Origin of the sequence: Limibacillus halophilus (assembly GCF_014191775.1) — a bacterium.
Taxonomy (GTDB): domain Bacteria; phylum Pseudomonadota; class Alphaproteobacteria; order Kiloniellales; family CECT-8803; genus Limibacillus; species Limibacillus halophilus.
Genome location: NZ_JACHXA010000009.1, coordinates 111652 through 132325, shown reverse-complemented (window position 1 = coordinate 132325; position 20674 = coordinate 111652). Strand labels below are relative to the sequence as shown.

Annotated in this window: 23 protein-coding genes; 9 read left to right on the top strand and 14 right to left on the bottom strand. The window is 60.1% G+C overall.

Annotation, left to right across the window (positions count from 1 at the left end):
• The first annotated feature begins 157 nt into the window (after nucleotides 1–157).
• From def to truA, 3 genes are read left to right on the top strand one after another with little or no spacing between them, the layout of a single operon-like run.
• A complete protein-coding gene (def, locus tag FHR98_RS14560; RefSeq protein ID WP_183417458.1) occupies nucleotides 158–688 on the top strand; it encodes a peptide deformylase in 531 nt (176 codons plus the stop codon).
• 42 nt (nucleotides 689–730) lie between these two features.
• A complete protein-coding gene (gene fmt / locus FHR98_RS14555; RefSeq protein ID WP_183417457.1) occupies nucleotides 731–1660 on the top strand; it encodes a methionyl-tRNA formyltransferase in 930 nt (309 codons plus the stop codon).
• Nucleotides 1657–2400, top strand: a complete 744-nt coding sequence (gene truA / locus FHR98_RS14550) for a tRNA pseudouridine(38-40) synthase TruA (protein WP_183417456.1) — start codon at nucleotides 1657–1659, stop codon at nucleotides 2398–2400. Before fmt ends, truA begins: the two co-directional genes overlap by 4 nt.
• A gap of 15 nt (nucleotides 2401–2415) precedes the next feature.
• Here truA and argC read toward each other — a convergent pair whose 3' ends face one another.
• From argC to FHR98_RS14520, 6 genes are all read right to left on the bottom strand, one after another.
• Nucleotides 2416–3375 (bottom strand): N-acetyl-gamma-glutamyl-phosphate reductase, encoded by a 960-nt coding sequence (argC, locus tag FHR98_RS14545; protein ID WP_183417455.1) that lies wholly within the window; start codon nucleotides 3373–3375, stop codon nucleotides 2416–2418.
• Between the two features lie 118 nt (nucleotides 3376–3493).
• On the bottom strand, nucleotides 3494–4102 hold the full coding sequence (locus tag FHR98_RS14540) for a hypothetical protein (protein WP_183417454.1): 609 nt from the start codon (nucleotides 4100–4102) through the stop codon (nucleotides 3494–3496).
• Nucleotides 4099–5247: a succinyl-diaminopimelate desuccinylase gene (gene dapE, locus FHR98_RS14535; RefSeq protein WP_183417453.1), complete on the bottom strand. Its 1149-nt coding sequence runs from the start codon at nucleotides 5245–5247 to the stop codon at nucleotides 4099–4101. Before dapE ends, FHR98_RS14540 begins: the two co-directional genes overlap by 4 nt.
• Before the next feature lie 32 nt (nucleotides 5248–5279).
• Entirely contained in the window at nucleotides 5280–6137 is an 858-nt protein-coding gene (gene dapD, locus FHR98_RS14530; RefSeq protein ID WP_183417452.1) for a 2,3,4,5-tetrahydropyridine-2,6-dicarboxylate N-succinyltransferase, read from the bottom strand.
• Nucleotides 6138–6294: 157 nt separating this feature from the next.
• A complete protein-coding gene (locus tag FHR98_RS14525) occupies nucleotides 6295–6981 on the bottom strand; it encodes a pyrimidine 5'-nucleotidase (RefSeq protein WP_183417451.1) in 687 nt (228 codons plus the stop codon).
• Nucleotides 6981–7727 (bottom strand): methyltransferase domain-containing protein, encoded by a 747-nt coding sequence (locus FHR98_RS14520; protein WP_183417450.1) that lies wholly within the window; start codon nucleotides 7725–7727, stop codon nucleotides 6981–6983. Before FHR98_RS14520 ends, FHR98_RS14525 begins: the two co-directional genes overlap by 1 nt.
• Before the next feature lie 102 nt (nucleotides 7728–7829).
• Between FHR98_RS14520 and gloB the strand changes: the two genes are divergently transcribed.
• Nucleotides 7830–8615 (top strand): hydroxyacylglutathione hydrolase, encoded by a 786-nt coding sequence (gene gloB / locus FHR98_RS14515; protein ID WP_183417449.1) that lies wholly within the window; start codon nucleotides 7830–7832, stop codon nucleotides 8613–8615.
• Nucleotides 8616–8702: 87 nt separating this feature from the next.
• Complete coding sequence (locus tag FHR98_RS14510; RefSeq protein ID WP_246377885.1) at nucleotides 8703–9332, top strand: glutathione S-transferase; 630 nt, start codon at nucleotides 8703–8705, stop codon at nucleotides 9330–9332.
• Between the two features lie 11 nt (nucleotides 9333–9343).
• Here the strand turns inward: FHR98_RS14510 and FHR98_RS14505 are convergent, their stop codons facing one another.
• The 5 genes from FHR98_RS14505 to FHR98_RS14485 all read right to left on the bottom strand — a co-directional run bounded on the left by FHR98_RS14505 (nucleotide 9344) and on the right by FHR98_RS14485 (nucleotide 14646).
• On the bottom strand, nucleotides 9344–10033 hold the full coding sequence (locus FHR98_RS14505) for an HAD family hydrolase (RefSeq protein WP_183417448.1): 690 nt from the start codon (nucleotides 10031–10033) through the stop codon (nucleotides 9344–9346).
• Between the two features lie 12 nt (nucleotides 10034–10045).
• The gene (gene yddG, locus FHR98_RS14500; RefSeq protein ID WP_183417447.1) at nucleotides 10046–10954 is read right to left on the bottom strand and encodes an aromatic amino acid exporter YddG; all 909 of its coding nucleotides are present in this window, start codon (nucleotides 10952–10954) and stop codon (nucleotides 10046–10048) included.
• A gap of 82 nt (nucleotides 10955–11036) precedes the next feature.
• Nucleotides 11037–11762, bottom strand: coding sequence for an acetoacetyl-CoA reductase (phbB, locus tag FHR98_RS14495; protein WP_183417446.1), 726 nt, complete (start codon nucleotides 11760–11762; stop codon nucleotides 11037–11039).
• A 180-nt stretch (nucleotides 11763–11942) separates the two neighbouring features.
• On the bottom strand, nucleotides 11943–13118 hold the full coding sequence (locus FHR98_RS14490) for an acetyl-CoA C-acetyltransferase (protein WP_183417445.1): 1176 nt from the start codon (nucleotides 13116–13118) through the stop codon (nucleotides 11943–11945).
• Between the two features lie 202 nt (nucleotides 13119–13320).
• Nucleotides 13321–14646, bottom strand: a complete 1326-nt coding sequence (locus FHR98_RS14485) for an alpha/beta fold hydrolase (RefSeq protein ID WP_221205918.1) — start codon at nucleotides 14644–14646, stop codon at nucleotides 13321–13323.
• A gap of 35 nt (nucleotides 14647–14681) precedes the next feature.
• Here FHR98_RS14485 and FHR98_RS14480 point away from each other — a divergent pair, with 35 nt between their 5' ends.
• The 3 genes from FHR98_RS14480 to FHR98_RS14470 all read left to right on the top strand — a co-directional run bounded on the left by FHR98_RS14480 (nucleotide 14682) and on the right by FHR98_RS14470 (nucleotide 16577).
• Nucleotides 14682–14933, top strand: coding sequence for a hypothetical protein (locus FHR98_RS14480; protein WP_183417444.1), 252 nt, complete (start codon nucleotides 14682–14684; stop codon nucleotides 14931–14933).
• Nucleotides 14934–15061: 128 nt separating this feature from the next.
• Nucleotides 15062–15709 (top strand): polyhydroxyalkanoate synthesis repressor PhaR, encoded by a 648-nt coding sequence (phaR, locus tag FHR98_RS14475; RefSeq protein ID WP_183417443.1) that lies wholly within the window; start codon nucleotides 15062–15064, stop codon nucleotides 15707–15709.
• 52 nt (nucleotides 15710–15761) lie between these two features.
• On the top strand, nucleotides 15762–16577 hold the full coding sequence (locus FHR98_RS14470) for a phosphatase PAP2 family protein (protein ID WP_183417442.1): 816 nt from the start codon (nucleotides 15762–15764) through the stop codon (nucleotides 16575–16577).
• Here the strand turns inward: FHR98_RS14470 and FHR98_RS14465 are convergent.
• Both FHR98_RS14465 and FHR98_RS14460 read right to left on the bottom strand, forming a co-directional pair.
• The gene (locus FHR98_RS14465) at nucleotides 16564–17484 is read right to left on the bottom strand and encodes a sulfite exporter TauE/SafE family protein (RefSeq protein WP_246377882.1); all 921 of its coding nucleotides are present in this window, start codon (nucleotides 17482–17484) and stop codon (nucleotides 16564–16566) included. The genes FHR98_RS14470 and FHR98_RS14465 overlap by 14 nt on opposite strands.
• 39 nt (nucleotides 17485–17523) lie before the next feature.
• Entirely contained in the window at nucleotides 17524–19566 is a 2043-nt protein-coding gene (locus tag FHR98_RS14460) for a hydantoinase/oxoprolinase N-terminal domain-containing protein (RefSeq protein ID WP_183417441.1), read from the bottom strand.
• Nucleotides 19567–19781: 215 nt separating this feature from the next.
• Here FHR98_RS14460 and FHR98_RS14455 point away from each other — a divergent pair, with 215 nt between their 5' ends.
• Nucleotides 19782–20036, top strand: coding sequence for a SemiSWEET transporter (locus FHR98_RS14455; protein ID WP_183417440.1), 255 nt, complete (start codon nucleotides 19782–19784; stop codon nucleotides 20034–20036).
• Here FHR98_RS14455 and thpR read toward each other — a convergent pair.
• Nucleotides 20027–20611: an RNA 2',3'-cyclic phosphodiesterase gene (thpR, locus tag FHR98_RS14450; RefSeq protein WP_183417439.1), complete on the bottom strand. Its 585-nt coding sequence runs from the start codon at nucleotides 20609–20611 to the stop codon at nucleotides 20027–20029. The genes FHR98_RS14455 and thpR overlap by 10 nt on opposite strands.
• Nucleotides 20612–20674 lie beyond the last annotated feature (63 nt).

The window sequence follows — 20674 nt, the reverse complement described above, 5'->3', positions numbered from 1 at the left end:
ACGATTCGTCCTCTTGGTCCGGCGCCCCGGGTCATCGCTCCCGAGTCGCCATTCGACAGTGTACCAGAGCCACTGTGCCTTGACGCCCGGCCTTCGGCGCAATACTTACCTCGCCAGGAGTATTTCTACGGATAAATAACGGAAGCAGACAGACGCCATGGCCCTCTTGCCCATCATCACCGCGCCCGACCCTCGGCTGAAGAAGAAAGCTGCCCCGGTGGAGAAGGTTGATGCGGAAGTTCGCCAGCTTATGGACGACATGTTGGAAACCATGTACCAGGCGCCGGGTATCGGCTTGGCCGCGCCGCAGGTAGGTGTCCTCAAGCGCGTCATCGTGCTGGATATCACGCACGAGGAAGAACCGCGTAATCCTCTGTTCATGGCGAACCCGGAAATAATATGGGTGTCCGACGAGGACGCCAGTTACAACGAGGGATGCCTTTCCCTGCCCGAACACTACGCGGATGTGGTGCGCCCTGCCGCTGTCCGCGTGCGCTACCTGGATCATGAGAATGAAATCCGAGAAATAGAGGCAACCGAACTGCTGGCTACCTGCATCCAACACGAGATCGATCACCTGGACGGTATCCTCTTTGTCGACCATATCTCCGCACTCAAGCGCAACATGATCCTGCGCAAACTCCTCAAGGCCAAGAAAAGTAACGAACCCGAAACCGTCAACGCCTGACGGCTTGGACGTAGCACTTTTGAAGCGCTATCTTTCGCTCCCATGACAGCCTTGAAACTCGCCTTCATGGGAACGCCCGATTTCGCGGTCCCCAGTTTAGATGCCCTGCTCAGTGCTGGGCATGATGTCGTTGCGGTTTATTGCCAACCACCCCGTCCGGCGGGCCGCGGCAAGAAGCTTCGTCCCTGCCCTGTGCAGGTTTTTGCAGAGGGTCGCGGACTGATGGTTCGCAGTCCCGCATCACTGCGCGACGGCACAGCCCAGACCGACTTTCGCAATTTGGAGCTCGATGCGGCGGTCGTGACCGCCTACGGACTGCTCCTGCCTCCGGGAATCCTGCAAGCACCGCGTTTGGGTTGTTTGAACGTCCATGCCTCGCTTCTGCCCCGTTGGCGTGGCGCGGCACCGATTCAGCGCGCCATCCTGGAGGGTGACGATAGGTCGGGTATCACCATCATGCAGATGGACGAGGGCCTGGACACCGGCGCGATCTTGCTGCAGGAGGCGATCCCCATCACCAACCGAGACACCGGGCAGCGCCTTCATGATCGGTTGGCATTGTTGGGTGGCGCACTGATCGCACAAGCGCTCGTCGGTTTGCAGCAAGGCACGCTCACGGCTGTCCCGCAACCGACAAAGGGCGTCACCTATGCGGAGAAGCTGACCCGCGAAGAAGCAAAGCTGGACTGGCGCCAGGATGCGACCCGTCTGGAGCGTCAGGTGCGGGCCTTCACGCCCTGGCCCGGCGCCTGGTTCGAAGCGCGCGGCGAGCGGCTTCGTGTTCTGGATGCCGAGGTCGTTGATGGCGAGGGCGCCGCCCTTCCTGGAACACTGCTGGATCAGCACCTAACAGTTGCTTGCGGTGCGCAGGCGCTGCGTGTCACCCGTCTGCAGCGCGCAGGGAGAGCCCCGATGGCGGCAGCCGATCTTTTGCGCGGATTTAGCCTGGAACCCGGTCTATTGCTGACATGACACAGCGCTTCAAGATCACCCTTGAATACGACGGTGGCCCCTTTGTCGGCTGGCAACGGCAGGACAACGGACCCAGCGTGCAACAAGCCCTGGAGGAGGCCATCACGGCCTTTAGCGGAGAAACGCAAAGTGTACAGGGTGCCGGGCGAACCGATTCCGGTGTGCACGCGCTCGGTCAGGTCGCACACTTCGATCTTGATCGCTCAATCGATACTGCCGAGTTGCTCGGCGCGATAAACCACCACCTGCGCCCCTGGCCGGTCAGCGTGCGTTCAGCCGAAATTGTACCCGAGGACTTTCACGCCCGCTTCTCGGCTACCGGCCGCGCCTATCTTTACCGTATCGTCAATCGACGCGCCCCTTTGGCCCTGGACCTGGGTCGGGTTTGGTGGGTTCCCGTCGCCCTGGATGCGGAAGCCATGGCCGCGGGAGCCGCCTTGCTGGTCGGTCATCATGATTTCACGTCGTTTCGCGCCAGCGAATGCCAGGCCGCCTCGCCGGAGAAGACACTCGACAAGCTGGAGGTCCGGCGTTCGGGAGAAGAGATTCAGGTCATCGCGGAAGCCAGGTCATTCCTACATCACCAAGTGCGCAATATCGTCGGCACTTTGAAGCTGGTCGGCCAGGGGCGTTGGCCCGCGGCGCGCGTCGCTAAGGTGTTGGCGGCAAAGGATAGAAGCGCCGCCGGTCCGACCGCCCCTCCGGACGGTCTGTACCTCACCAACGTCACTTACGACTGAGGCCCAAAGAGCCGTTCAAGCGGCCAAAGACAGGCCCGCTTCCGGAGCGCATCCCAACATCAGATTGAGATTCTGCACGGCTGACCCCGATGCGCCCTTGCCCAGATTGTCGAGCTGAGCGACGACCAAAGCCTGCTCGCTCCGGCTATTCCCGAACACGTGAATGCGCAGTTCGTTCGTGCCATTGAGCGCCTGTGGATCAAGTCGTCTGGCCTTGGCTTCCGTCTCGCAAGGCGAAACCTTCACGAAGGGTTGGCCGTCGTAGTGCTTCTCATAGATGGAACGCACATCCTCGGGACTGGGGCGCCCCGGCAATGCCCAGAGCTGTAGCGGCAGCGAGACCAGCATACCCTGTGCGAAGCGCCCCACCGACGGTGAGAACACCGGCGAATGAGCCAGCCCGCCGTACAGCATCATCTCGGGCAGATGCTTATGCGCCAAATCCAGTGCATAGAGCCAGAACGGACTTTCCGTGTAGGCTGGATTGTCCTTGTCTTCATAGCTTTCGATCAACTGCCGGCCACCGCCGCTGTACCCCGAGATCGCATGAATCGACACCGGATAATCGGTCGGTAGAAGGCCGCGTTCGGTCAAAGGGCGTAGAATGGAAACCGAACCGACCGCATAACAGCCAACGTTTGCCACGCGTTTGGATTCAACCACCCTGGCCGCATGCCCCGGCGTTAATTCCGGAAACCCGTACGTCCAGCCCTCGGCCACCCGGTGGGCCGTGCTGGCGTCGATGACCCGCGTGTGCGGGCTGTCGATCATGGCCACAGCCTCACGCGATGCCTCGTCCGGCAGGCAGAGGATGGCAAGATCGGCTTCGTTCAGAAGCTCACGACGCGATGCGGGGTCCTTACGACGCGCGGGCGCAATCGAGAGTAGCTCGATGTCCGTGCGGCCTTCCAGCCGCGCCCTGATCTGCAGGCCGGTCGTCCCAGCCTCGCCGTCGATGAATACCCGCTGTGTCATGGCTCCCGCCTTTCCTTGCCACGGAACCCTAGTCGAAAGATTGGCGCCATCATTGACGAAGCGAGCCCTTAGAGCAAGTCCTGGAAAGGGTTGCCGCCCTATTCGGGGCCCTCAGGCATTAACTGAGAACGGCTTCGCCAAGAAGGAAAATGAACAAGCCGAGCATCAGATCGGCGATCACCATGCCGGCCGCAGCCATCCCCGGAAGCTTCAGCGCCACACGGGCAATCGCCCAATCGAAATACAGAACGCCGATCATCGCGATGAAAACCAGGAACCCGCCGCCGCCGGGGAACAACATCCCACTGAGCAGGGTGACCAGTGCCACCGCGTAAATCTGCACGACCCGCGCCCAGTTGTAGGCGATGATGTAGCCAGGATACTCGGAATCGCGTTTCAAGTTGCGGCAAAGCACGTCGGCCACAACCGGCCAGGCGAGCCAGTTAATGGCATAAACACAAAGGTGCCCCAGCAGGACACCGAGAGAAAAACCACTATCAGTGGCCGTCGTATCAACAGAGCTGGCCACGCCGACCGCATCCTCGACAACAGGTTGCAGCGCAATCAACAACAGATGCGCCGGGCCGGCGAAAAAAGCGGCGTAGAAGGAGCGCCAGAAGCCGCGACGGGAGATATCGAAGAAACGCATGGCGCCGGGGTCCTGGCGCAACAGCAACAGTGCGCCGGACAAGCCGCGTCCCAGTTCTTCCCGATCAGGCAGGCTCATGACGTGAAGTATCCTTCCAGTATCCGCCTGTAGATATTGGTCAGGGCTTGTAATTCTGCCAGCGGAACCTGCTCGTCGACCTTGTGCGCCGTTGCGTTCCGGAGGCCAAACTCCACAACCGGACAGGCGTCCTTTATGAAGCGGGCATCCGAGGTACCACCGGTCGTACCCAGCTCCGGCGCGGCACCCAGCTCCGCCTGCACCGCGTTTGAAACCAGAGTACTGAGTGAGCCTGGCGGGGTTAGAAAAGATTCTCCGGAAACCGAGATTTCCAGTTCATAGGGCCTACCGACGCGGTTCAGGCGTTCGCGGATCCACTGCTCGACCGTGATACCGCTATAGAGGTCGTTGAACCGCACGTTGAAGCCGGCACGGGCAACCGCCGGAATCACGTTGGTGGCCGGGTTGCCGATATCGATGGTGGTAACCTGAAGGCTCGACGGAGGAAAATGCGCGCTACCGTCGTCCAATGCATCCGTCGTCAGGTTGGCGAGCATAGCGACCAAGTGATGCGCCGGATTGTCGGCAAGCTGCGGATAGGCCGTATGTCCTTGAATACCGCGCACCACCAGCTTGCCGTTCAAGCTTCCTCGCCGCCCGATCTTCACCATGTCGCCTAGTTTCTGATCGCTGGTTGGCTCCCCAACCAGGCAGTGGTCCAGTTGCTCGCCGCGCTCGGCAAGCCAGGAAAGCATCTTAACGGTACCGTTGACCGCTTCAGCCTCCTCGTCGCCCGTGATCAGAAAGGCGATCGACCCCTTGGGAACGCCGCCTTGCTGATCGAGATAGTCAGCCGTGGCTGCAACGAACGCTGCAATCGAGCCTTTCATGTCAACTGTGCCACGGCCAATCAAGTTTTCGCCGACGACTTCGGCTGCAAAGGGGTCAACGCTCCAGGCAGCCCGATCGCCGACCGGCACCACATCGGTGTGACCCGCATAGCAGAAAACAGGCGCTTTCGTGCCAAGACGTGCATAGAGATTGTCCACCGGCGGATAGCCCGGTTCCTCGAACGGCAAGCGCTGGCAGTTAAATCCCAAGCCTTCGAGCGTCCGCTGCAACAGATCGAGCGCGCCGCCTTCGTCAGGTGTGACCGAAGGACAACGAACCAGATCGCGGCAGAACTCTATGACATCCAACGACATTATTTGGATTATCCTGTGAATCGGAGCTTTCGTCAGGCGCGAAGCAGCTCATTGATTGAGGTTTTCGAGCGGGTCTTTTCGTCCACACGCTTGATGATGACCGCACAGGAAAGGTTCGGCCCTGGTTCGCCGTTCGGCAGCGGCTTACCCGGCAGCGAGCCCGGCACCACAACCGAGAATGCAGGAACGCGACCCATGTGAATTTCACCGCTGTTGCGATCGACGATCTTGGTCGAGGCGCCAATGAAGACGCCCATGGAGAGAACCGCGCCTTCTTCGACGACGACGCCCTCGACCACTTCGGAACGAGCGCCGATGAAACAGTTGTCCTCGATGATCACCGGACCGGCCTGCAGGGGCTCTAGCACACCGCCCAACCCGACACCGCCGGAGATGTGGCAATTCTTACCGACCTGGGCGCAGGACCCGACCGTTGCCCAGGTATCAATCATCGTCCCCTCGTCAACGAAAGCGCCGACATTGACGAAGCAGGGCATCAAGACGACGCCCTTGGCGATGTAGGCTGATCGCCGCACGGCGGTCGGTGGCACGACACGAAAGCCGCCGCGCTCGAAGTGCTCGTCGGTCCAGCCCGCGAACTTCGAGGGCACCTTGTCGTACCATGCGCCAACGCCGTTCTTTTCGTCGGAAGGACCGCCGAGAAAGCTATGAGTCGGCGTCAAACGGAAGGACAGCAACACGGCCATCTTCAGCCACTGGTTGACCTGCCAACCGCTCTCGGTTTTCTCCGCCACCCGGTATTGCCCCTTGTCGAGGCCTTCAAGCGCCAACTCCACGGCATCACGAACCACACCTTGGGTTCCCGTACCGATTTCGGCGCGCTGTTCCCAGGCTCCTTCTATCACGCTTTTCAGGTCTTCGGTGCGCATGGCGATCTTCCCCTTATTTGCTCAGCACGGGGTCTTCGGCCCCAAGTTCAATCAATTTTGTCGATGCAATCGAAGACTGCAAACCCGAGGCCGCAAGATGAGCAAGACCACTCGGTTAGTCAATCGGAGCGACACTCAAGTCGGCCAAATAGCTCCCTTATAGGCTTTCCAGCCACAAAGGCAGGTCCGTGATCCTGAAATGAATGCAGTTCCGGTCCAGTCCCACCAATGTATCGGGGTGACCGTGGTCAAGCCAAACCGTTACCATTCCCAACATGTGCGCGGGAACCAAGTTTCGCGCCGTATCCTCAACGAATACTGCCTGGCGCGGGTCGACCGCATGGCGCTCGAGGAAACTGTCGAAGGCTGCGGCCCCGGGCTTGGGCCGGTAATCGGCGGCCACGATATCAAAAATACCCTCGAAGTGCGCCGATAATCCCAGACGATCGAGAATGCGCTCTGCATGCGGCGTGGAGCCGTTCGTATAGATCAATTTGCGGCCCGGCAGGCGCTCGATCGCCGCAATCACACGCGGATCTGGAACAATCGGCGACAGGTCAATGTCATGAACGAAGTCGAGGTACGCTTTCGGGTCGATTCCCTGCACCTGCATCAGCCCGTTCATGGTCGTGCCATAACGGCGGTAGTAGTCCTTCTGCAAAGCGTGCGCAGCTTCGGCGTCGAGACCCAGCAAGCTTTGCACGTAGCTGCGAATGCGATCGCTCACCTGCGGGAAGAGGTCACTGGTGGCTGGGTAGAGTGTGTTGTCGAGATCGAAGACCCAGACCTCCGCATCGTCGCGCGTGAATGGCTTGTGTTCCAAATCTACTTGGGTAGACCCCATCAATCGGTAACCTCACTTCTTGGTGTCGGTACGGCCTGCGGCATCTTGGCGGCAAAGGGACGGCGGGTTTCCTCAGCCCTGCGCGCATTGACCGCCCATATTTGCTTTCCGGCTTCGGCCAGTACAATCCCAGAGAAGCGGGGGCACCACTGGGCGCCGATACGTTCCCAAGCGGCGGCCGAGTGCAAAAGCGTACGGCTCCTGAGCGGCGGTACGAACAGGGCACGCTCACGCGCCGTCGGCGTGAATCCGTGATGCCGCAACAAGCGGGACAGCTCGTTCTGGCTGAAGGGGTGGCCCAAACCAAAGGGGCTGCGGTCGCTCCGGGCCCAGACGCCGCGGCGATTCGGAGCCACCACCAGCAAACGACCGTCACCCGCCATCACGCGCCAAATTTCCTCCAACAAGCCCCGCTGTGCCTGGCTGCTTTCCAGTCCATGCACCAACAGAACCCGATCAACCGAGGCGTCTGGAAGCGGCAAGGCGTTCTCCTCAACCAGCGCAGCGGCATTCGGCCCTTCGTCCGGCCATGCCATCACACCTTGCGGCGCTGGCATGAAGGCAAGCACGCGATCCGCTTCACTGCGGTAATGGCGCAGGTAGGGTGTGGCGTAACCGACACCCAGAACTGTCTTGCCCTTGACGTCCGGCCACAGCTTGCGAATGCCTCTGCGCACCATATGCCGCGCGACCTGACCCAGGTCGGACTCATAAAACTCATGGAGATCGATGATATCTGCCCACATATCCCTATCATGAAGCGGTCTGCGAAGTCTTCAAGTCGCAAGTGACCTCTGTTACGTTTCGCAAACGCTGCCCCTCTGCTCCTAACTATCGGAAAAGGCGCCATGCCACAGACGACATCGCACAAACTAGAGGTTCATCAGATACCGGTCCTAAACGACAATTATGTCTATCTCGCTCACTGCCCCACCACCGGCGACACGGCCGTGATCGACCCAGCGGTCGCCGGGCCCGTGCTGGCGGAGGCAAAGCGGCTCGGGTGGCGGATCACCCATATTCTGAATACGCATCATCATGGTGATCATGTCGGCGGTAATCTGGAGATCAAGGCTGCAACCGGCTGCACAATAGTCGGCCCCAAGGCCGACGCAGGACGCATTCCCGGCATTGATGTCGAAGTCGACGATGGCGACCACTACAGCCTTGGCGACGCCACGGCCCAGGTGTTCTTCGTTCCCGGCCATACCCGTGGGCACATCGCCTATTGGTTTGCAGACAGCGCGGCGCTTTTCTGTGGCGACACGCTATTTGCGCTGGGTTGCGGGCGGCTCTTCGAAGGATCTCCCCAGCAGATGTGGTCGTCGCTCTCCAAGCTCAGGCGCTTGCCGGACGAAACGCGCGTGTTCTGCGCCCATGAATATACCCAGGCCAACGCCCGTTTTGCAGTGACGGTCGACCCGGCGAACCAAGCGCTCCACGACCGCAGCGCCGCAATCGACGTGGCGCGTGCACAGGGTAAGCCGACCGTGCCGTCCCTGCTGGGTGAGGAAAAAGCCACGAACCCTTTCCTGCGCGCCGATGAACGCAGTCTAGCCGATGGACTTGGATTGACAAACGCCGCGCCGGAGATTGTCTTTGCAGAGGTGCGCAAACGTAAGGATTCGTTCTGAGTTCTTCTACTAATTGCCTACGATGATCGCGCTTTGCCCAATACTTCCACGGCCTTTGCGATTGCACTTGAAAGGAAATCACGTCCCATGAGCACGAACGCTTCGACCATGAAGTTGCGTTTCTCCCCGACCTCGCCTTATGTACGCAAGGTGATGGTCACCGCGACCGAAGTCGGCTTGGCCGACTTGATTGAAAAGATCCCTACCAATACGCAAAATCCCGACGACCCGATCGGCAAGGTCAATCCGCTTGCCAAGGTGCCAACCCTAGAATTGGAAGACGGGCGGATCTTGTTTGATTCTCCTGTCATCTGCGAGTACCTGGACAGCCTACACGACGGCCCGCGAGTGTTTCCGTCGGCCGGCGCGCCGCGCTGGCAGGCGCTCCAACAACAGGCTCTGGGGGATGGCATTCTCGACGCGGCGATCCTGGCCATGCTCGAAGGGAGGCGACCCGAGGAAAAGCGGTGGCAGCCCTGGGTCGATAAGCAGCTTCAAAAGGTGCGCAACGCCATCGCCCAACTCGAAGCCCAGTCCGACGAACTCGCGGGCGGCGGCCTGACGATTGGTCAGATCACCGTAGCCTGCGCACTCGGATACATCGACTTCCGCTTTGCCGGTGAGCAGTGGCAAGCCAGTCACCCGCGACTTGCGGCGTGGTATCAGGGGTTCTCGGCACGACCCTCCATGGTGAACAACCAACCGCCCGAGGCTTGATCCTGGAGCTTTTAAAGTTGCCGGAGCCAGTCACCTAAACTTGTGAAATCATTGAAGATAGCGACCGCGCCCAGGCTCGATAGATGTTGCGCCTGGGCGGTGCGTTCCGATCGGTCCAGATGAGTGGCGCCGAGAAAACCGACGACCTGCATCCCGGCATTGCGCGCCGCTTGGACTCCCGTACCGCTGTCTTCGATCACCAAACAATTCTCCGGTGCAAAACCAAACATACCGGCGGCCAGAAGATGCAGATCGGGCGCCGGCTTAGGCTGCGGCACCTGCTCTGCGCTGAACAGGCTCCGGCCCCCGAAAAAATCCAGCAAATCGACAATTTCCAGGGCGCGACGGAGGCGGTTTCGGCCAGAGTTGGAGGCAACGCAGCGTGGGCGTTGGTCGCTGCGCAAGAGTTCATGAATACCGGGCGGCGTCTTGAGCGATGTTTCGAACGCCTCCAGCGCCCGGTTCTGAACACGAAGCGGAAAATCCTTCGGGAGAGAAACCCTCGTCTCCTGGGTTACCTGATCGGCAATCTGCCGGTCGGTATATCCGGCAAAACGCTTTGCCACCTCGGCGCCTTCATACCGAAGGCCCCAACCGGCCAGTTCATCGGCAATGGCCTGACAGGCGAGCGTCTCGCTGTCGATCAGAACCCCATCGCAATCGAAGATGAGCAAACCGGGAGAAGGAACACCATGCACCATTACCGTGTCATCTCATCCCTGCTTGCCACGCCGCAGTAACATGTCCTTGGCGGCCAACGCTGCTCCACAGACGATCAGTATCGTAGCCACCGCCAGGCTTAGGCTGGGCGAAGCGAGCCCCGCTGCGACCAGCACGATCGTTGAGAGCAGAGGCGCCATGTACGACGAGGCGCCTAGCGTCTGGATGTGGCCATGCTTGGTCCCAAAATCCCAGAAGAAAAAAGCAATCCCCACCGGTCCCAGGCCCAATCCGATAATCGCCAGCCATTGCGTTGCCGTCGGCAGAACCGTTGGCTCGAACAACAGATGGAAAAATGCACCCAAAACGGCAACAACCGCGCAGAATCCCGAAACGATCTCCGTAGGCACGGTTCCGAACCGCCGGTTGATGACGGAATAGCTTGACCAGATAAGTGCGCAGACCAGCGCGGCGATATAGCCCGTCATGTACTCGGTCTTGAAAGAAACCCGTCCGCCGTCGGTCACAAGGAGGGCTGCGCCCAGCAATCCCAGCAGCGCACCGGCAACATGAAACCACCGTAGTTTTTCACCCGGCAACATGGCCGAGAAAATGACGATCAGCAAAGGCCAGAGGTAGGCGATCAAACCAGCCTCGACCGGCGGTGCATTCTGCAAGGCGATGAAGTAAAAGAGGTGATAGCCGAACAAGCCTCCGACCCCAACTGCCCAAACGGGCCAAGGTTGCCGCAAAGCCGACAAGCCGGCGCGACCGCGGCGCAACAGGAAGCAAAGACTGACCAAAAAAGCGGTGGCAAACGAAAGCGATAGAAGTTGAAACGGGGGAATAGCCCCCGCCGCTGCCGTAAAAAGAGCCAATAGCGCCCACAATAAAACCGCAAGAAACCCTACCAGCGTAGCCAATCTTTGGCGACCGCCGACATGCTCCACACCTGCTGTCATCTGTATTCCCGAAATTGAGAAGTTGGTTCTTCCGATGCTTGCATCTACGCAAGCCCGACGCCGTGCAAATTTCCCTGTTGCGTCAGATCATGTATTGCCCGCCGTTCACCGTCAGGGTTGACCCGGTGATGAATCCAGCCTCGTCCGAGGCAAGAAAAACAACGCTGCGCGCAATCTCCTCCGGTTCGCCCAACCGGCCAACGGGAATTTGCGGCAGTATCTTGCTTTTCAAGACTTCCTCGGGAACCGCCCGCACCATCTCGGTGCCGATATAGCCGGGCGCAATAACGTTGACCGTAATGCCTTTGGCGGCGTTTTCCTGAGCCACCGCCTTGGTAAAGCCGGCAACCCCAGCCTTTGCCGCCGAATAGTTGGCTTGCCCGAACTGACCCTTCTGCCCATTGATCGACGAAATAGACACGATCCGGCCAAATCCGCGTTCGCGCATGCCCTCGATCACGTTTCGGGTCATGTTGAACAAAGAATCGAGATTGGTGCTAACCACCGCACGCCACTGCTCCGGCGACATACGATGCAGCGTAGTGTCACGCGTGATGCCCGCGTTGTTGACCAGAATCTCAACCGGCCCAAGATCCGCTTCAACGGCAGCGAGCCCTTCCTTACAGGCATCGAAATCCGACACGTCCCATTTGTAGACCGAGATGCCCGTCTCTGCCTTAAAGCTGTTTGCAGCTTCATCGTTGCCCGCATAATTTGCGGCGACGCTGTAGCCTGCATCCTTGAGGCCGATGGAGATGGCTGCGCCGATTCCGCGCGTGCCACCCGTGACAACTGCTACTCGTCCCATATTTCATGACCTCCCTGGTTTGCTTCTCGATGCCAGCTTACCCTGAGAAACGATGAAAACACGGAAGCGCCCATCAGGCCAAGTGCGGTGACAATATCCGAGCAAAGCGGCGCGCCCGTATAAAAACGCGGCGGCCACACCGGCCGCCGCGCCTTTTCCGTGTAGCGCCTAGAGCGTCGTTCAGTCGCGCGCCACGCACATGGCAATACCCATGCCACCGCCGATGCACAGGGTCGCCAAGCCCTTCTTGGCGTCGCGGCGTTGCATTTCGTGCAGCAAAGTCACGAGAACCCGAGCGCCCGAAGCGCCGATCGGATGGCCGAGTGCAATCGCACCGCCGTTGACATTCACCTTTGCAGGATCCCAGCCCATATCCTTGTTGACGGCCAAAGCCTGGGCCGCAAAAGCTTCGTTGGCTTCGATCAGGTCCAGATCGTCGGCAGTCCAACCCGCTTTCTCCAGTGCCAAGCGCGACGAGGGAATGGGGCCGGTACCCATGATCGCGGGATCGACGCCACAGGTCGCCCAGGAAACGATCCGGGCCAACGGCTGCACGCCGCGACGCGCGGCTTCGCCAGCCTCCATCAACACGACCGCGGCGGCACCATCGTTGATACCGCTGGCGTTGCCCGCGGTGACGGTGCCTTCCTTGTCGAAAGCCGGACGAAGCTTGGCAAGGCTTTCTGCCGTAGTGCCGTGCTTGGGATGCTCGTCGCTGTCGACGACAACATCGCCCTTGCGGCTGCTTATCACAACCGGAACGATCTCATCGGCAAAGCGACCCGCCTTTTGCGCCGCTTCGGCTTTCTGCTGGGAAGATGCAGCAAAAGCATCCTGCTCATCCCGGGTCAGTTGCCACTTGCGCGCAACATTCTCGGCTGTGTTGCCCATGTGGTAACCGTTGAACGCGTCCCAAAGACCATCGCGGATCATCGAATCGATGAACTTCACGTCACCCATCTTCGCACCGTTACGCAGATGCGCCACGTGCGGTGCCTGGCTCATGGACTCCTGCCCACCAGCGACGACGACCTTGGCGTCTCCGCATTGAATGGCTTGCGAGCCCAGCGCCACCGTCCGAAGACCCGAACCGCAAAGCTGGTTGATCTGATAAGCCGTTTTTTCGACGGGAATACCCGCATGCACTGCAGCCTGACGCGCCGGATTCTGCCCGGCGCCAGCGGAAAGAATCTGGCCCAGCACAACTTCATCGACATCGCCAGCTTCGAGCTTGGCTCGGTTCAAGGCTTCTTTGATGACGGTGGTTCCAAGATAGGACGCCGGGACGCTGGAGAGCCCCCCATTGAAAGCGCCAACCGCCGTGCGAACGGCACTGGCAATCACGATATCGGCCATTGAGAAAGGACCTCCTATTTTTCATTTGCATGCGGGCCACGAGGGCGCGACCCTCCAGGTCGCAGGGAGGTCGTAGAAGACCCCAACCTCACGCTGCGATGCAACAATCCCCTCTGATATAGCCCGCCGCCACCCGGCCCGCAAGGTGAACCCGTGAAGCCGGAAACCGAAATCATGCAGATATTCGCATGACGAACTATGACTAGCTGCGCGCCGAAAGCCATTCGACGAGCGGCTTCCAAATCCGCTCGGGCGCGCGTGCGGAAACCACCATGCCGATGTGCCCGAGCTTCGGCTGCTCGACTTGCGCGCCCGGCAAGGCAGCGGCCAGCGCCAGGGCGGATCGGGGCGGCACAATGCGGTCTTGCGCCGGAACCATGACCAGCGCCGGTAGGCGCAAATCCTCGGGCTTTACGGGGTGTCCCGCGATACGCCAGCGACCGCGCGCGGGTTCATTACGGCCATACCAACCGGACAAACATTCCCCAGCCACTTTCGCCGCCAGGGGAACACCGTCGTTCAACCAATCTTCCAGTGCGACAAATCGTCGAGCCTTCGGGCTGCCAGGCTCAAACTGCGCGAAGGCGAGGAATTTCCGCAGCACACCTGCCGGGTCGAGAAGCGCAAAATAGCTCTGGATCATATCCGTTGGCATCACGCCCATCGTCCTGAGCAAGGGCGCCATGACCTCGGCCTGCAGTCCCAAGAGCCGGGCCGCTTCAGGTTGCTCTGCGTGAAAATCCCATGGTGCGGCCATTAACACCAAGCTGGCGAAATCGCGACTGCGGCGCTGCGCCAGCGCCAAGGCCAAAAGCCCACCCATGCAGTAGCCCGCGAGATGCAGTGGTCCTTCCTGAATTTGCTTGAGCGCATCAAGCGCAGCTTCAAGACGACCGGCGACGTAGTCGGTCAGAGTGAAATCCATCTCGCTTTCACCCGGCGCGCCCCAATCCATCACTACTGGCTTGAAGCCCTCGCGCGCCAACCAGCGTAGGAGGCTGGTTTCCCGGTCCAGATCAAGGACATAGAAGCGATTGACCAGCGACGGAACGAACAGCACCGTCGGCGCGTCGGAAGGCGCGTCCGGGGCATAATCGAGCAAGCGGCTATTGCCCTCCTGCCAGACGACCGGCATTTCAGGTAACTCTCGGTGTTCGGGATAGGACCGGTAGGCCTCTACACCATCCAGAAACCGACCCATCCGTTCCCTGACTGCTTGGGCGAGCGCCGTTTGAAATACCTCAGGATCGCATTTTTCCAGGGCTGCCCTTAGTGCCTGCTCGCTTGCTTCCTCTTGCGCCGGCTTTGCTGCCTGCAGACTGGCGCTCCAGCGTAGCGAGTCGCTTTTCCAGAGTGTCCAGGCGCTCAAGGATGAGCCCCAGAGCAGCGTCGCGGTCGCCAGATGCAGCGGCAACGGACGCGGTCCCTGGCGCTCTAGCGCCGGACGCAGTTGCTCCGTTCGGGGCATCGTCGTGTCCCGCCCGCCTTTCTTGTCGATCTGTGCTGGCCCGCGCCGCGCTCGTGCCATCCCCTTCACTTCCCTGGGATTTCCAGAATTCCATCATGCCCGCCATGCTCTGTTGCCACAACAACAAGGGCGAGGCGGCTTTCGCATCGGCATCGGAAACGACACCAAGGCCCGAGAGTCTCAGTAAGCTCAACGCTTGCGGGTCGCTGCAAGCCCGAGCCATCTGGTCTTCCCATAAGTCCAAGAAGCGGCGCGCCAGCGCAGCCTCTGCATTCGTGTCATCGTCGCTCTGTTTCATGGTGGCAACAATTATAGGTCTGGCGGCCATCATTGACCAAGGCGAATGATTTAAACCAACCGCGGCTTACCGAGATCGCCATAGGGTCATTGGTCAAACATTGACATATCTTGACGCGGCGCAGCACAATCCTGTGTGCAATGCCAAAAAATTCAATGGATAGGGCGGGAAGTGTCCATGCAGAAGTCAAAACCGACGGAAGCGAAGACCGGCGACAAAACGACCGGCAAAAAGGATGACGAGATCGTCGTTATCAAAAAGTACGCCAACCGGCGCCTCTACAACACCGCGACCAGCAGCTACGTCACTCTCGACCACCTTTGCCAGATGGTCAAAGACGGCGTTGATTTCGTGGTTTACGACGCCAAGGCCGGCGACGACATCACGCGAAGCGTATTGACGCAAATCATCGTCGAGGAAGAATCGAAAGGCACAAATCTGCTACCGATTTCGTTCCTGCGCCAGCTCATCGGATACTACGGCGATAACATGGAATGGATGGTGCCGCGCTACCTTGAGCACATGATGGCATCCCTGCAGAAGAATCAGGAGCAGATGCGCCAATCGATGCAGGACACTTTGGGCGGCATGTTTCCCTTTGGCAACATCGAGGAAATGAGCAAGCAGAACGTCGCCTTCTTCGAAAGCGCGATGAAAATGTTTTCTCCCTTCGCCGGCGACGAAAAGGGGCAGCAGGGCCAGCCGCCCACAACGGATTCATCGGACGATTCGGATGGTCCGGACGACGACCAACTACAGCAACTCCGGCGTCAGGTAGAAGCGCTCCAGCAACAGCTTCAGTCGATCAGCCGCGGCAAGAAGTAGGGTGCGGCCAGGCGCGCTTCCCAGGCGGCAATGACCAGGAGGGCCGCGCCCCTTGTTGACTGCCCCCCCTTATCGCTTCGTACGGCCACTTGCCATAGCCATCCCACTGCTGGGCATTGGGCTGCTCCTGACTTTGCGCCCCGAGATCGATCTTTGGATGGCCCGGCAGTTCTACCTGCCGGCCATAGACGGCTTTCCCTTTGCCTGGCAGCAGCCCTTCTTTACGGCAGAGGGGCAGGCCGAGATTGATCGCTGGGTCGCGCACCTGTTCGATTTCGGCTTTTTCTCTCTCAACATAACGAACTACCGGATGGATGACTTTCGCGCCGCCTTGTCGATTCCGGCTTACGTTCTTGCTGCGGCATGCGGCCTGTCGCTGCTTTGGTGCAGCATCAAAGGCCGTTATCTTTTCGGACTGGGCCGTCCGGCGATCCTCTATCTGGTAAGCAATGCCCTTCTGGGCGTGCTGTTGATCACCAACCTCTTCTTAAAGGAAATCTGGGGCCGTGCCCGTCCGCTGCATCTTGCCGAGCTCAGCCACTGGGAAAAGGACTTCTCGCCAGCCTGGATTTTATCGGATCAGTGCGAAAGCAACTGCTCTTTCATCTCAGGCGAGGCCAGTCTGGGATTTCTGTTCCTGGCGGTCGCCTTTCTGTTGCCGCCAGGTTGGCGGCGGGGGACCGGCATGGTTTGCGCATTTGCTTACGGGTCGTTGTTGAGTGCGGTTCGCATTCTGCAGGGCGGCCACTTCCTCAGCGATGTCTACTTCTCTTTCCTACTGATGCTGGGGCTTGCGTGGCTGTTGCATGGCCCGTTGGTGCGTCGGGATATCACCGCAAACTGGTTCAGGTCGTTCAGAAAAGGCTGACGATCATACGAATGCCGGTGATGATCAGAAACAAGGCAAACGCTTTTCGGAGATAGTTGACGTTGATGCTGTGGGCAATGCGCGCCCCCCAAGGTGCCGTCAGGACGGTCGCCGGCGCTATCAACAAGAATCCCAGCACATTGACGTAACCAAGGCTGAAGGGCGGAAGGTCGATACCCTGCCAGCCGCCGTAGATAAATCCTGCGGTCGCCGGAACCGCGATCACCAACCCCAAAGCGGATGAGGTGCCGACGGCATTGCGGATCGGATAGCTGCACAGGCTCAACAGCGGCACCGCCAAAGTGCCGCCGCCAATACCCATCATTGATGAGAATCCGCCGATAATGAACCCAAACACCTGCCGCAACAGGCCCTTAGGTACCTCCGCGACCAGCGAGAAACCCTCCCGACGCAAAGCCATATTGGCGGCTACGATAAGGGCGACCGCTCCAAATATCGCCGACAGCACGGGTCCTTTGACGTAAGTGGCGAAGGCCGTGCCGACAGCAACGCCGATCAAAACCGAAACGAGCAGGCTTTTCAGCAGCGTCCAGTCAACCGAGCCGCGTCTACTATGTGCTCTGGCCGAAGAAACCGATGTCGCCACAATCGTCGCCAGTGAAGTGGCCACGGCAACGTGCATTCGCTGCCCTTCAGCCACCCCCAACAACCCCAGCAGGTGAAACAGCACCGGTACGATGACGATGCCCCCGCCGACACCGAGCATCCCTGCGAGGACGCCTCCAAGCAGCCCCGTCCCCGTCATTGCCAGGACGAAAAGCGCCAGAAATGTCATCTCGGGCAGGGCGTCCAAAGGCAAGGGCTCCGCGCAGGGTGAAGTGAATTGGTATGACCAGTTGGAAACAGTCTGGCCCGGTCGATCCGAACGAGTCAATCGCCCGGTCATCTGGTCAGATATCCGATAGAACGCCCGCCCCGTCTCTTGTCACGCTGCGGGCCGAGTTAGCCTGGGTCTGCCGTAGGCGCGGGCCGTGACCTGCGCCTCGACAAAAATCTCCTTGTCCCCGCGCAGTGTCGCTGCCTTGATTTCACGCTGCAGCTCAACCTTGATCTCTGTCGCTCCGGCGGCTTCTGCTGCCTTGCGCGCACTTGCAGTGGCCACCGCGTCAGCACGTTGCATCGCCTTGTCGAGTTGCGTGAAGTCCTCGACTCCCAAAGCGCTGTGCAGGCGGAAACGGCCTTCCTCTGGCTGAGTCACAGAAACCAGGACCCGCTGGCTGACGCCACCGGCAACGGCGCCGACCGCATTACATACCTCCGCAAAACGCGGCACCACGTGACGCGTGCCAAGACGCTTGGCGATTTCTTCGTAGTAGGTCGCGGCAGGTGCGCCGATGCCGACCAAAGGGCGTTGCAGTTTTACGGAAAATCCCAGCAAGCCGCCCACGCCGGGCTTTGCCAGCGCGCGGTTGATAAAACTCCGGGATTCCTCCTTTGCACCGGCCGCCAGCTTGGAAGCCGCCGGATTGCTCGACCGAAGTTCCTCGGACAAGGCCGCCAAGGCGATGGCTTCTCCTGACTGCAAGATGACCTGTTCGTAAACCATCGACGCAAAAGCCTCGGCGGAATCAGCAATCGCTTTACCGAAGGCATCCTCCCGGCGTGCCCAGAGTAAAGCGCCGAGGCGTGCGGCCCCCACTTCCCAGGTGCTCTGTAGACCCAGGACATGCGCGGCGTCAGAAGGTGTGAAACAACTGAGAATGACCAATCCGCGGTCCACCAACTTGCGAAGCGATCCAATTGGGAATGCGCCGCCAAGTAGATTCCCCAGCGCCACCGGCCCGGTCGCCAGAGCGTCCCAGATGCTGCGCTCCAGCCGGGAAAGCGCGCCCTCTCCGCCCGGTGGCAGGCTACGGACCCTCAGCGCAAAGCGACCATCGTTCTCGCTGGGCCAGGGACGCTCGGCCTGCTCGCGCAGAACCGGCAGCACGCCAGGATGCTCCAGCGCCAAAAGACTGAGCGGCTGAGCTCGGCGCGGACCCAGCACGGGCCGTAACCGGTCATCAAGCCTAAACTCGCTGTCGCCGCCAAGTCCGACAGTATGGACCGCCACCGCTTCGACCATGGTGCGGTAACCACCGACGCGCGCGCCATCTGGATCAAGCAGCGGCTGGCCGTTCTGGAGAACCGCGATATCGGTCGTGGTGCCGCCGATATCGGAGACCACAATATCGCCCTCGCCGGAAAGAAAGCGCGCGCCGACCACACTGGCCGCCGGACCGGAAAGTATTGTTTCCACCGGTTTCTCAAGCGCCGTTTCCGCAGCGATCAGGGAACCATCACCCTTGACCACCATCAGGGGCGCCGCGATCTCACGCGCTTCCAACATACCCTGCACAGCGCGTATGAGCTGTTCGATCATGGGAATGAGGCGCGCATTCAAAAGTGCCGTCAGCGCCCGGCGCGGTGCGTCCAGCGCTCCGGAAAGGTCGTGCCCGCAAGTAACCGGCAGGCCCGTTTTATCACGCAATAGGTCCCGAACGCGCAGTTCATGCTCCGGGTTGCGCACGGCAAAGTAGCTACAGACCGCGAAGGCCGCGGCGCGTCCTTCAATCTTCCGAACCCCTTCCAGCAACTGGGCTTCATCGAGCGCCGCGCGTGGGCTGCCGTCATGGTTGTGGCCGCCGGTAATAAACAACACCGGGTCGCCCGCCAAAGCGGCCCCCAGACCGGCGCGGTCGAGCATCTTCTCGTCTTGCCCGATCATGACCAGCGCCACCGGGAATCCGTGATTCTCAACAATGGCATTGGTGGCCAGGGTGGTCGAAAGCGCCACGAACCCGATGGCGCGATGCGTTCCGGGCTCCAGCTGAGCAAGAGCGGCATCGCTCGCCTCGGTTACGGAACGGGAGAGATTGTCCTTACGCGTGAGCGCCTTGGCGCTGGCAATCACCCGCTCGCGTTCATCGTCGAAGACGACGGCATCGGTGTAGGTTCCGCCCGTATCAATTCCCAGCAGCAGCGCCATGAAGCACGTCTCCCCTGGAGCGGTCCGTTACGAGGCCGCCCTTAAATCCGGACAGAAGGTGTGCACCCAGGAATCGCCCCAGGCAAGGTCTTTGTTGCCGCAGAGTGAAGCCAATCCGCAGATCGGCAAAATGAGGGCTTCCAGTCCAGTGGGTTTCGGGATTATAGGAGCGCTTGAACCTCCGTGATTCCTCTTTCTCGAAACGGTGACCCAAAATGCAGTCCTTCACTTTGATCGGGATTCTAGCCGGGAGTTGCACCACCCTCGCCTTCTTGCCCCAGGCGGTCAAAGCCTGGCGATCACGCTCCACCCGCGATCTTTCGCTATCCATGTTCCTAATATTCGTGACTGGCGTGCTTTTATGGCTGACGTACGGGCTCATGATCGGGGACTTGCCGATAATCCTTGCTAACAGCATGACCCTGCTGCTCGCCGGATTGATCCTGCTGTGCAAACTGATTTACCGCTGAAGTCCTGCGTTCAACTGATAGCCCTCAGCCATGACCCGCAACAGTTCATAATCCGCTTCAGCCCGGTAGATAGAGCCCTCGCCGCTCAGGAACGATTGGTACAGCGTGAAACGCTCGACCTGGAAGGGCGCGCTGCGGAACAGGGCGTTGCGGGTTATGAAATCCTGTATCTCCGGCATTGCCGAACCGCCGCCGCGAAAGCGCGCCAACGTGATGTGCGGTCGGAATTTGCGCGGTTCGGGGTGCAGCCCCGCCCGGACCGCCGCCGATTCAATCTTGTCGCGTAGGTGATTGAGGGCGCCGTTGGGTTCCACCCCCGCCCAAAGAGACCTGGTTTTGCTGCGGTCGCCGAAGGCACCGACACCACGTAGCGAAAGCTCAAAGCCTGGCGCAAAGATGCGGGTCAGCAGGCTGTGCAGGTCATCGGCCTGCCCGCCGTCGATCTCACCCAGAAAACGCAGGGTTATGTGGAAGTTCTCCGGACGGACCCAGCGCGCGCCGGGAATTCCGTTGCAGAGAATGGCAAGATCGTCACGCAGGTCTTCAGGTATATCCAGGGCGACGAAGAGGCGCATGACGAATCCCTCCTTGATGCTCCGATAAGCATGACATCTGGTGCCAGCGAATCAAGCATCTCG

Excerpts from the sequence above, each read along its gene's own strand:
- def (WP_183417458.1), top strand. The coding sequence starts at position 158 with ATGGCCCTCTTGCCCATCATCACCGCGCCCGACCCTCGGCTGAAGAAG.
- fmt (WP_183417457.1), top strand. The coding sequence starts at position 731 with ATGACAGCCTTGAAACTCGCCTTCATGGGAACGCCCGATTTCGCGGTC.
- truA (WP_183417456.1), top strand. The coding sequence starts at position 1,657 with ATGACACAGCGCTTCAAGATCACCCTTGAATACGACGGTGGCCCCTTT.
- argC (WP_183417455.1), bottom strand. The coding sequence starts at position 3,375 with ATGACACAGCGGGTATTCATCGACGGCGAGGCTGGGACGACCGGCCTG.
- FHR98_RS14540 (WP_183417454.1), bottom strand. The coding sequence starts at position 4,102 with ATGAGCCTGCCTGATCGGGAAGAACTGGGACGCGGCTTGTCCGGCGCA.
- dapE (WP_183417453.1), bottom strand. The coding sequence starts at position 5,247 with ATGTCGTTGGATGTCATAGAGTTCTGCCGCGATCTGGTTCGTTGTCCT.
- dapD (WP_183417452.1), bottom strand. The coding sequence starts at position 6,137 with ATGCGCACCGAAGACCTGAAAAGCGTGATAGAAGGAGCCTGGGAACAG.
- FHR98_RS14525 (WP_183417451.1), bottom strand. The coding sequence starts at position 6,981 with ATGGGGTCTACCCAAGTAGATTTGGAACACAAGCCATTCACGCGCGAC.
- FHR98_RS14520 (WP_183417450.1), bottom strand. The coding sequence starts at position 7,727 with ATGTGGGCAGATATCATCGATCTCCATGAGTTTTATGAGTCCGACCTG.
- gloB (WP_183417449.1), top strand. The coding sequence starts at position 7,830 with ATGCCACAGACGACATCGCACAAACTAGAGGTTCATCAGATACCGGTC.
- FHR98_RS14510 (WP_246377885.1), top strand. The coding sequence starts at position 8,703 with ATGAGCACGAACGCTTCGACCATGAAGTTGCGTTTCTCCCCGACCTCG.
- FHR98_RS14505 (WP_183417448.1), bottom strand. The coding sequence starts at position 10,033 with ATGGTGCATGGTGTTCCTTCTCCCGGTTTGCTCATCTTCGATTGCGAT.
- yddG (WP_183417447.1), bottom strand. The coding sequence starts at position 10,954 with ATGACAGCAGGTGTGGAGCATGTCGGCGGTCGCCAAAGATTGGCTACG.
- phbB (WP_183417446.1), bottom strand. The coding sequence starts at position 11,762 with ATGGGACGAGTAGCAGTTGTCACGGGTGGCACGCGCGGAATCGGCGCA.
- FHR98_RS14490 (WP_183417445.1), bottom strand. The coding sequence starts at position 13,118 with ATGGCCGATATCGTGATTGCCAGTGCCGTTCGCACGGCGGTTGGCGCT.
- FHR98_RS14485 (WP_221205918.1), bottom strand. The coding sequence starts at position 14,646 with ATGGCACGAGCGCGGCGCGGGCCAGCACAGATCGACAAGAAAGGCGGG.
- FHR98_RS14480 (WP_183417444.1), top strand. The coding sequence starts at position 14,682 with ATGCCCGCCATGCTCTGTTGCCACAACAACAAGGGCGAGGCGGCTTTC.
- phaR (WP_183417443.1), top strand. The coding sequence starts at position 15,062 with ATGCAGAAGTCAAAACCGACGGAAGCGAAGACCGGCGACAAAACGACC.
- FHR98_RS14465 (WP_246377882.1), bottom strand. The coding sequence starts at position 17,484 with ATGACCGGGCGATTGACTCGTTCGGATCGACCGGGCCAGACTGTTTCC.
- FHR98_RS14460 (WP_183417441.1), bottom strand. The coding sequence starts at position 19,566 with ATGGCGCTGCTGCTGGGAATTGATACGGGCGGAACCTACACCGATGCC.
- FHR98_RS14455 (WP_183417440.1), top strand. The coding sequence starts at position 19,782 with ATGCAGTCCTTCACTTTGATCGGGATTCTAGCCGGGAGTTGCACCACC.
- thpR (WP_183417439.1), bottom strand. The coding sequence starts at position 20,611 with ATGCGCCTCTTCGTCGCCCTGGATATACCTGAAGACCTGCGTGACGAT.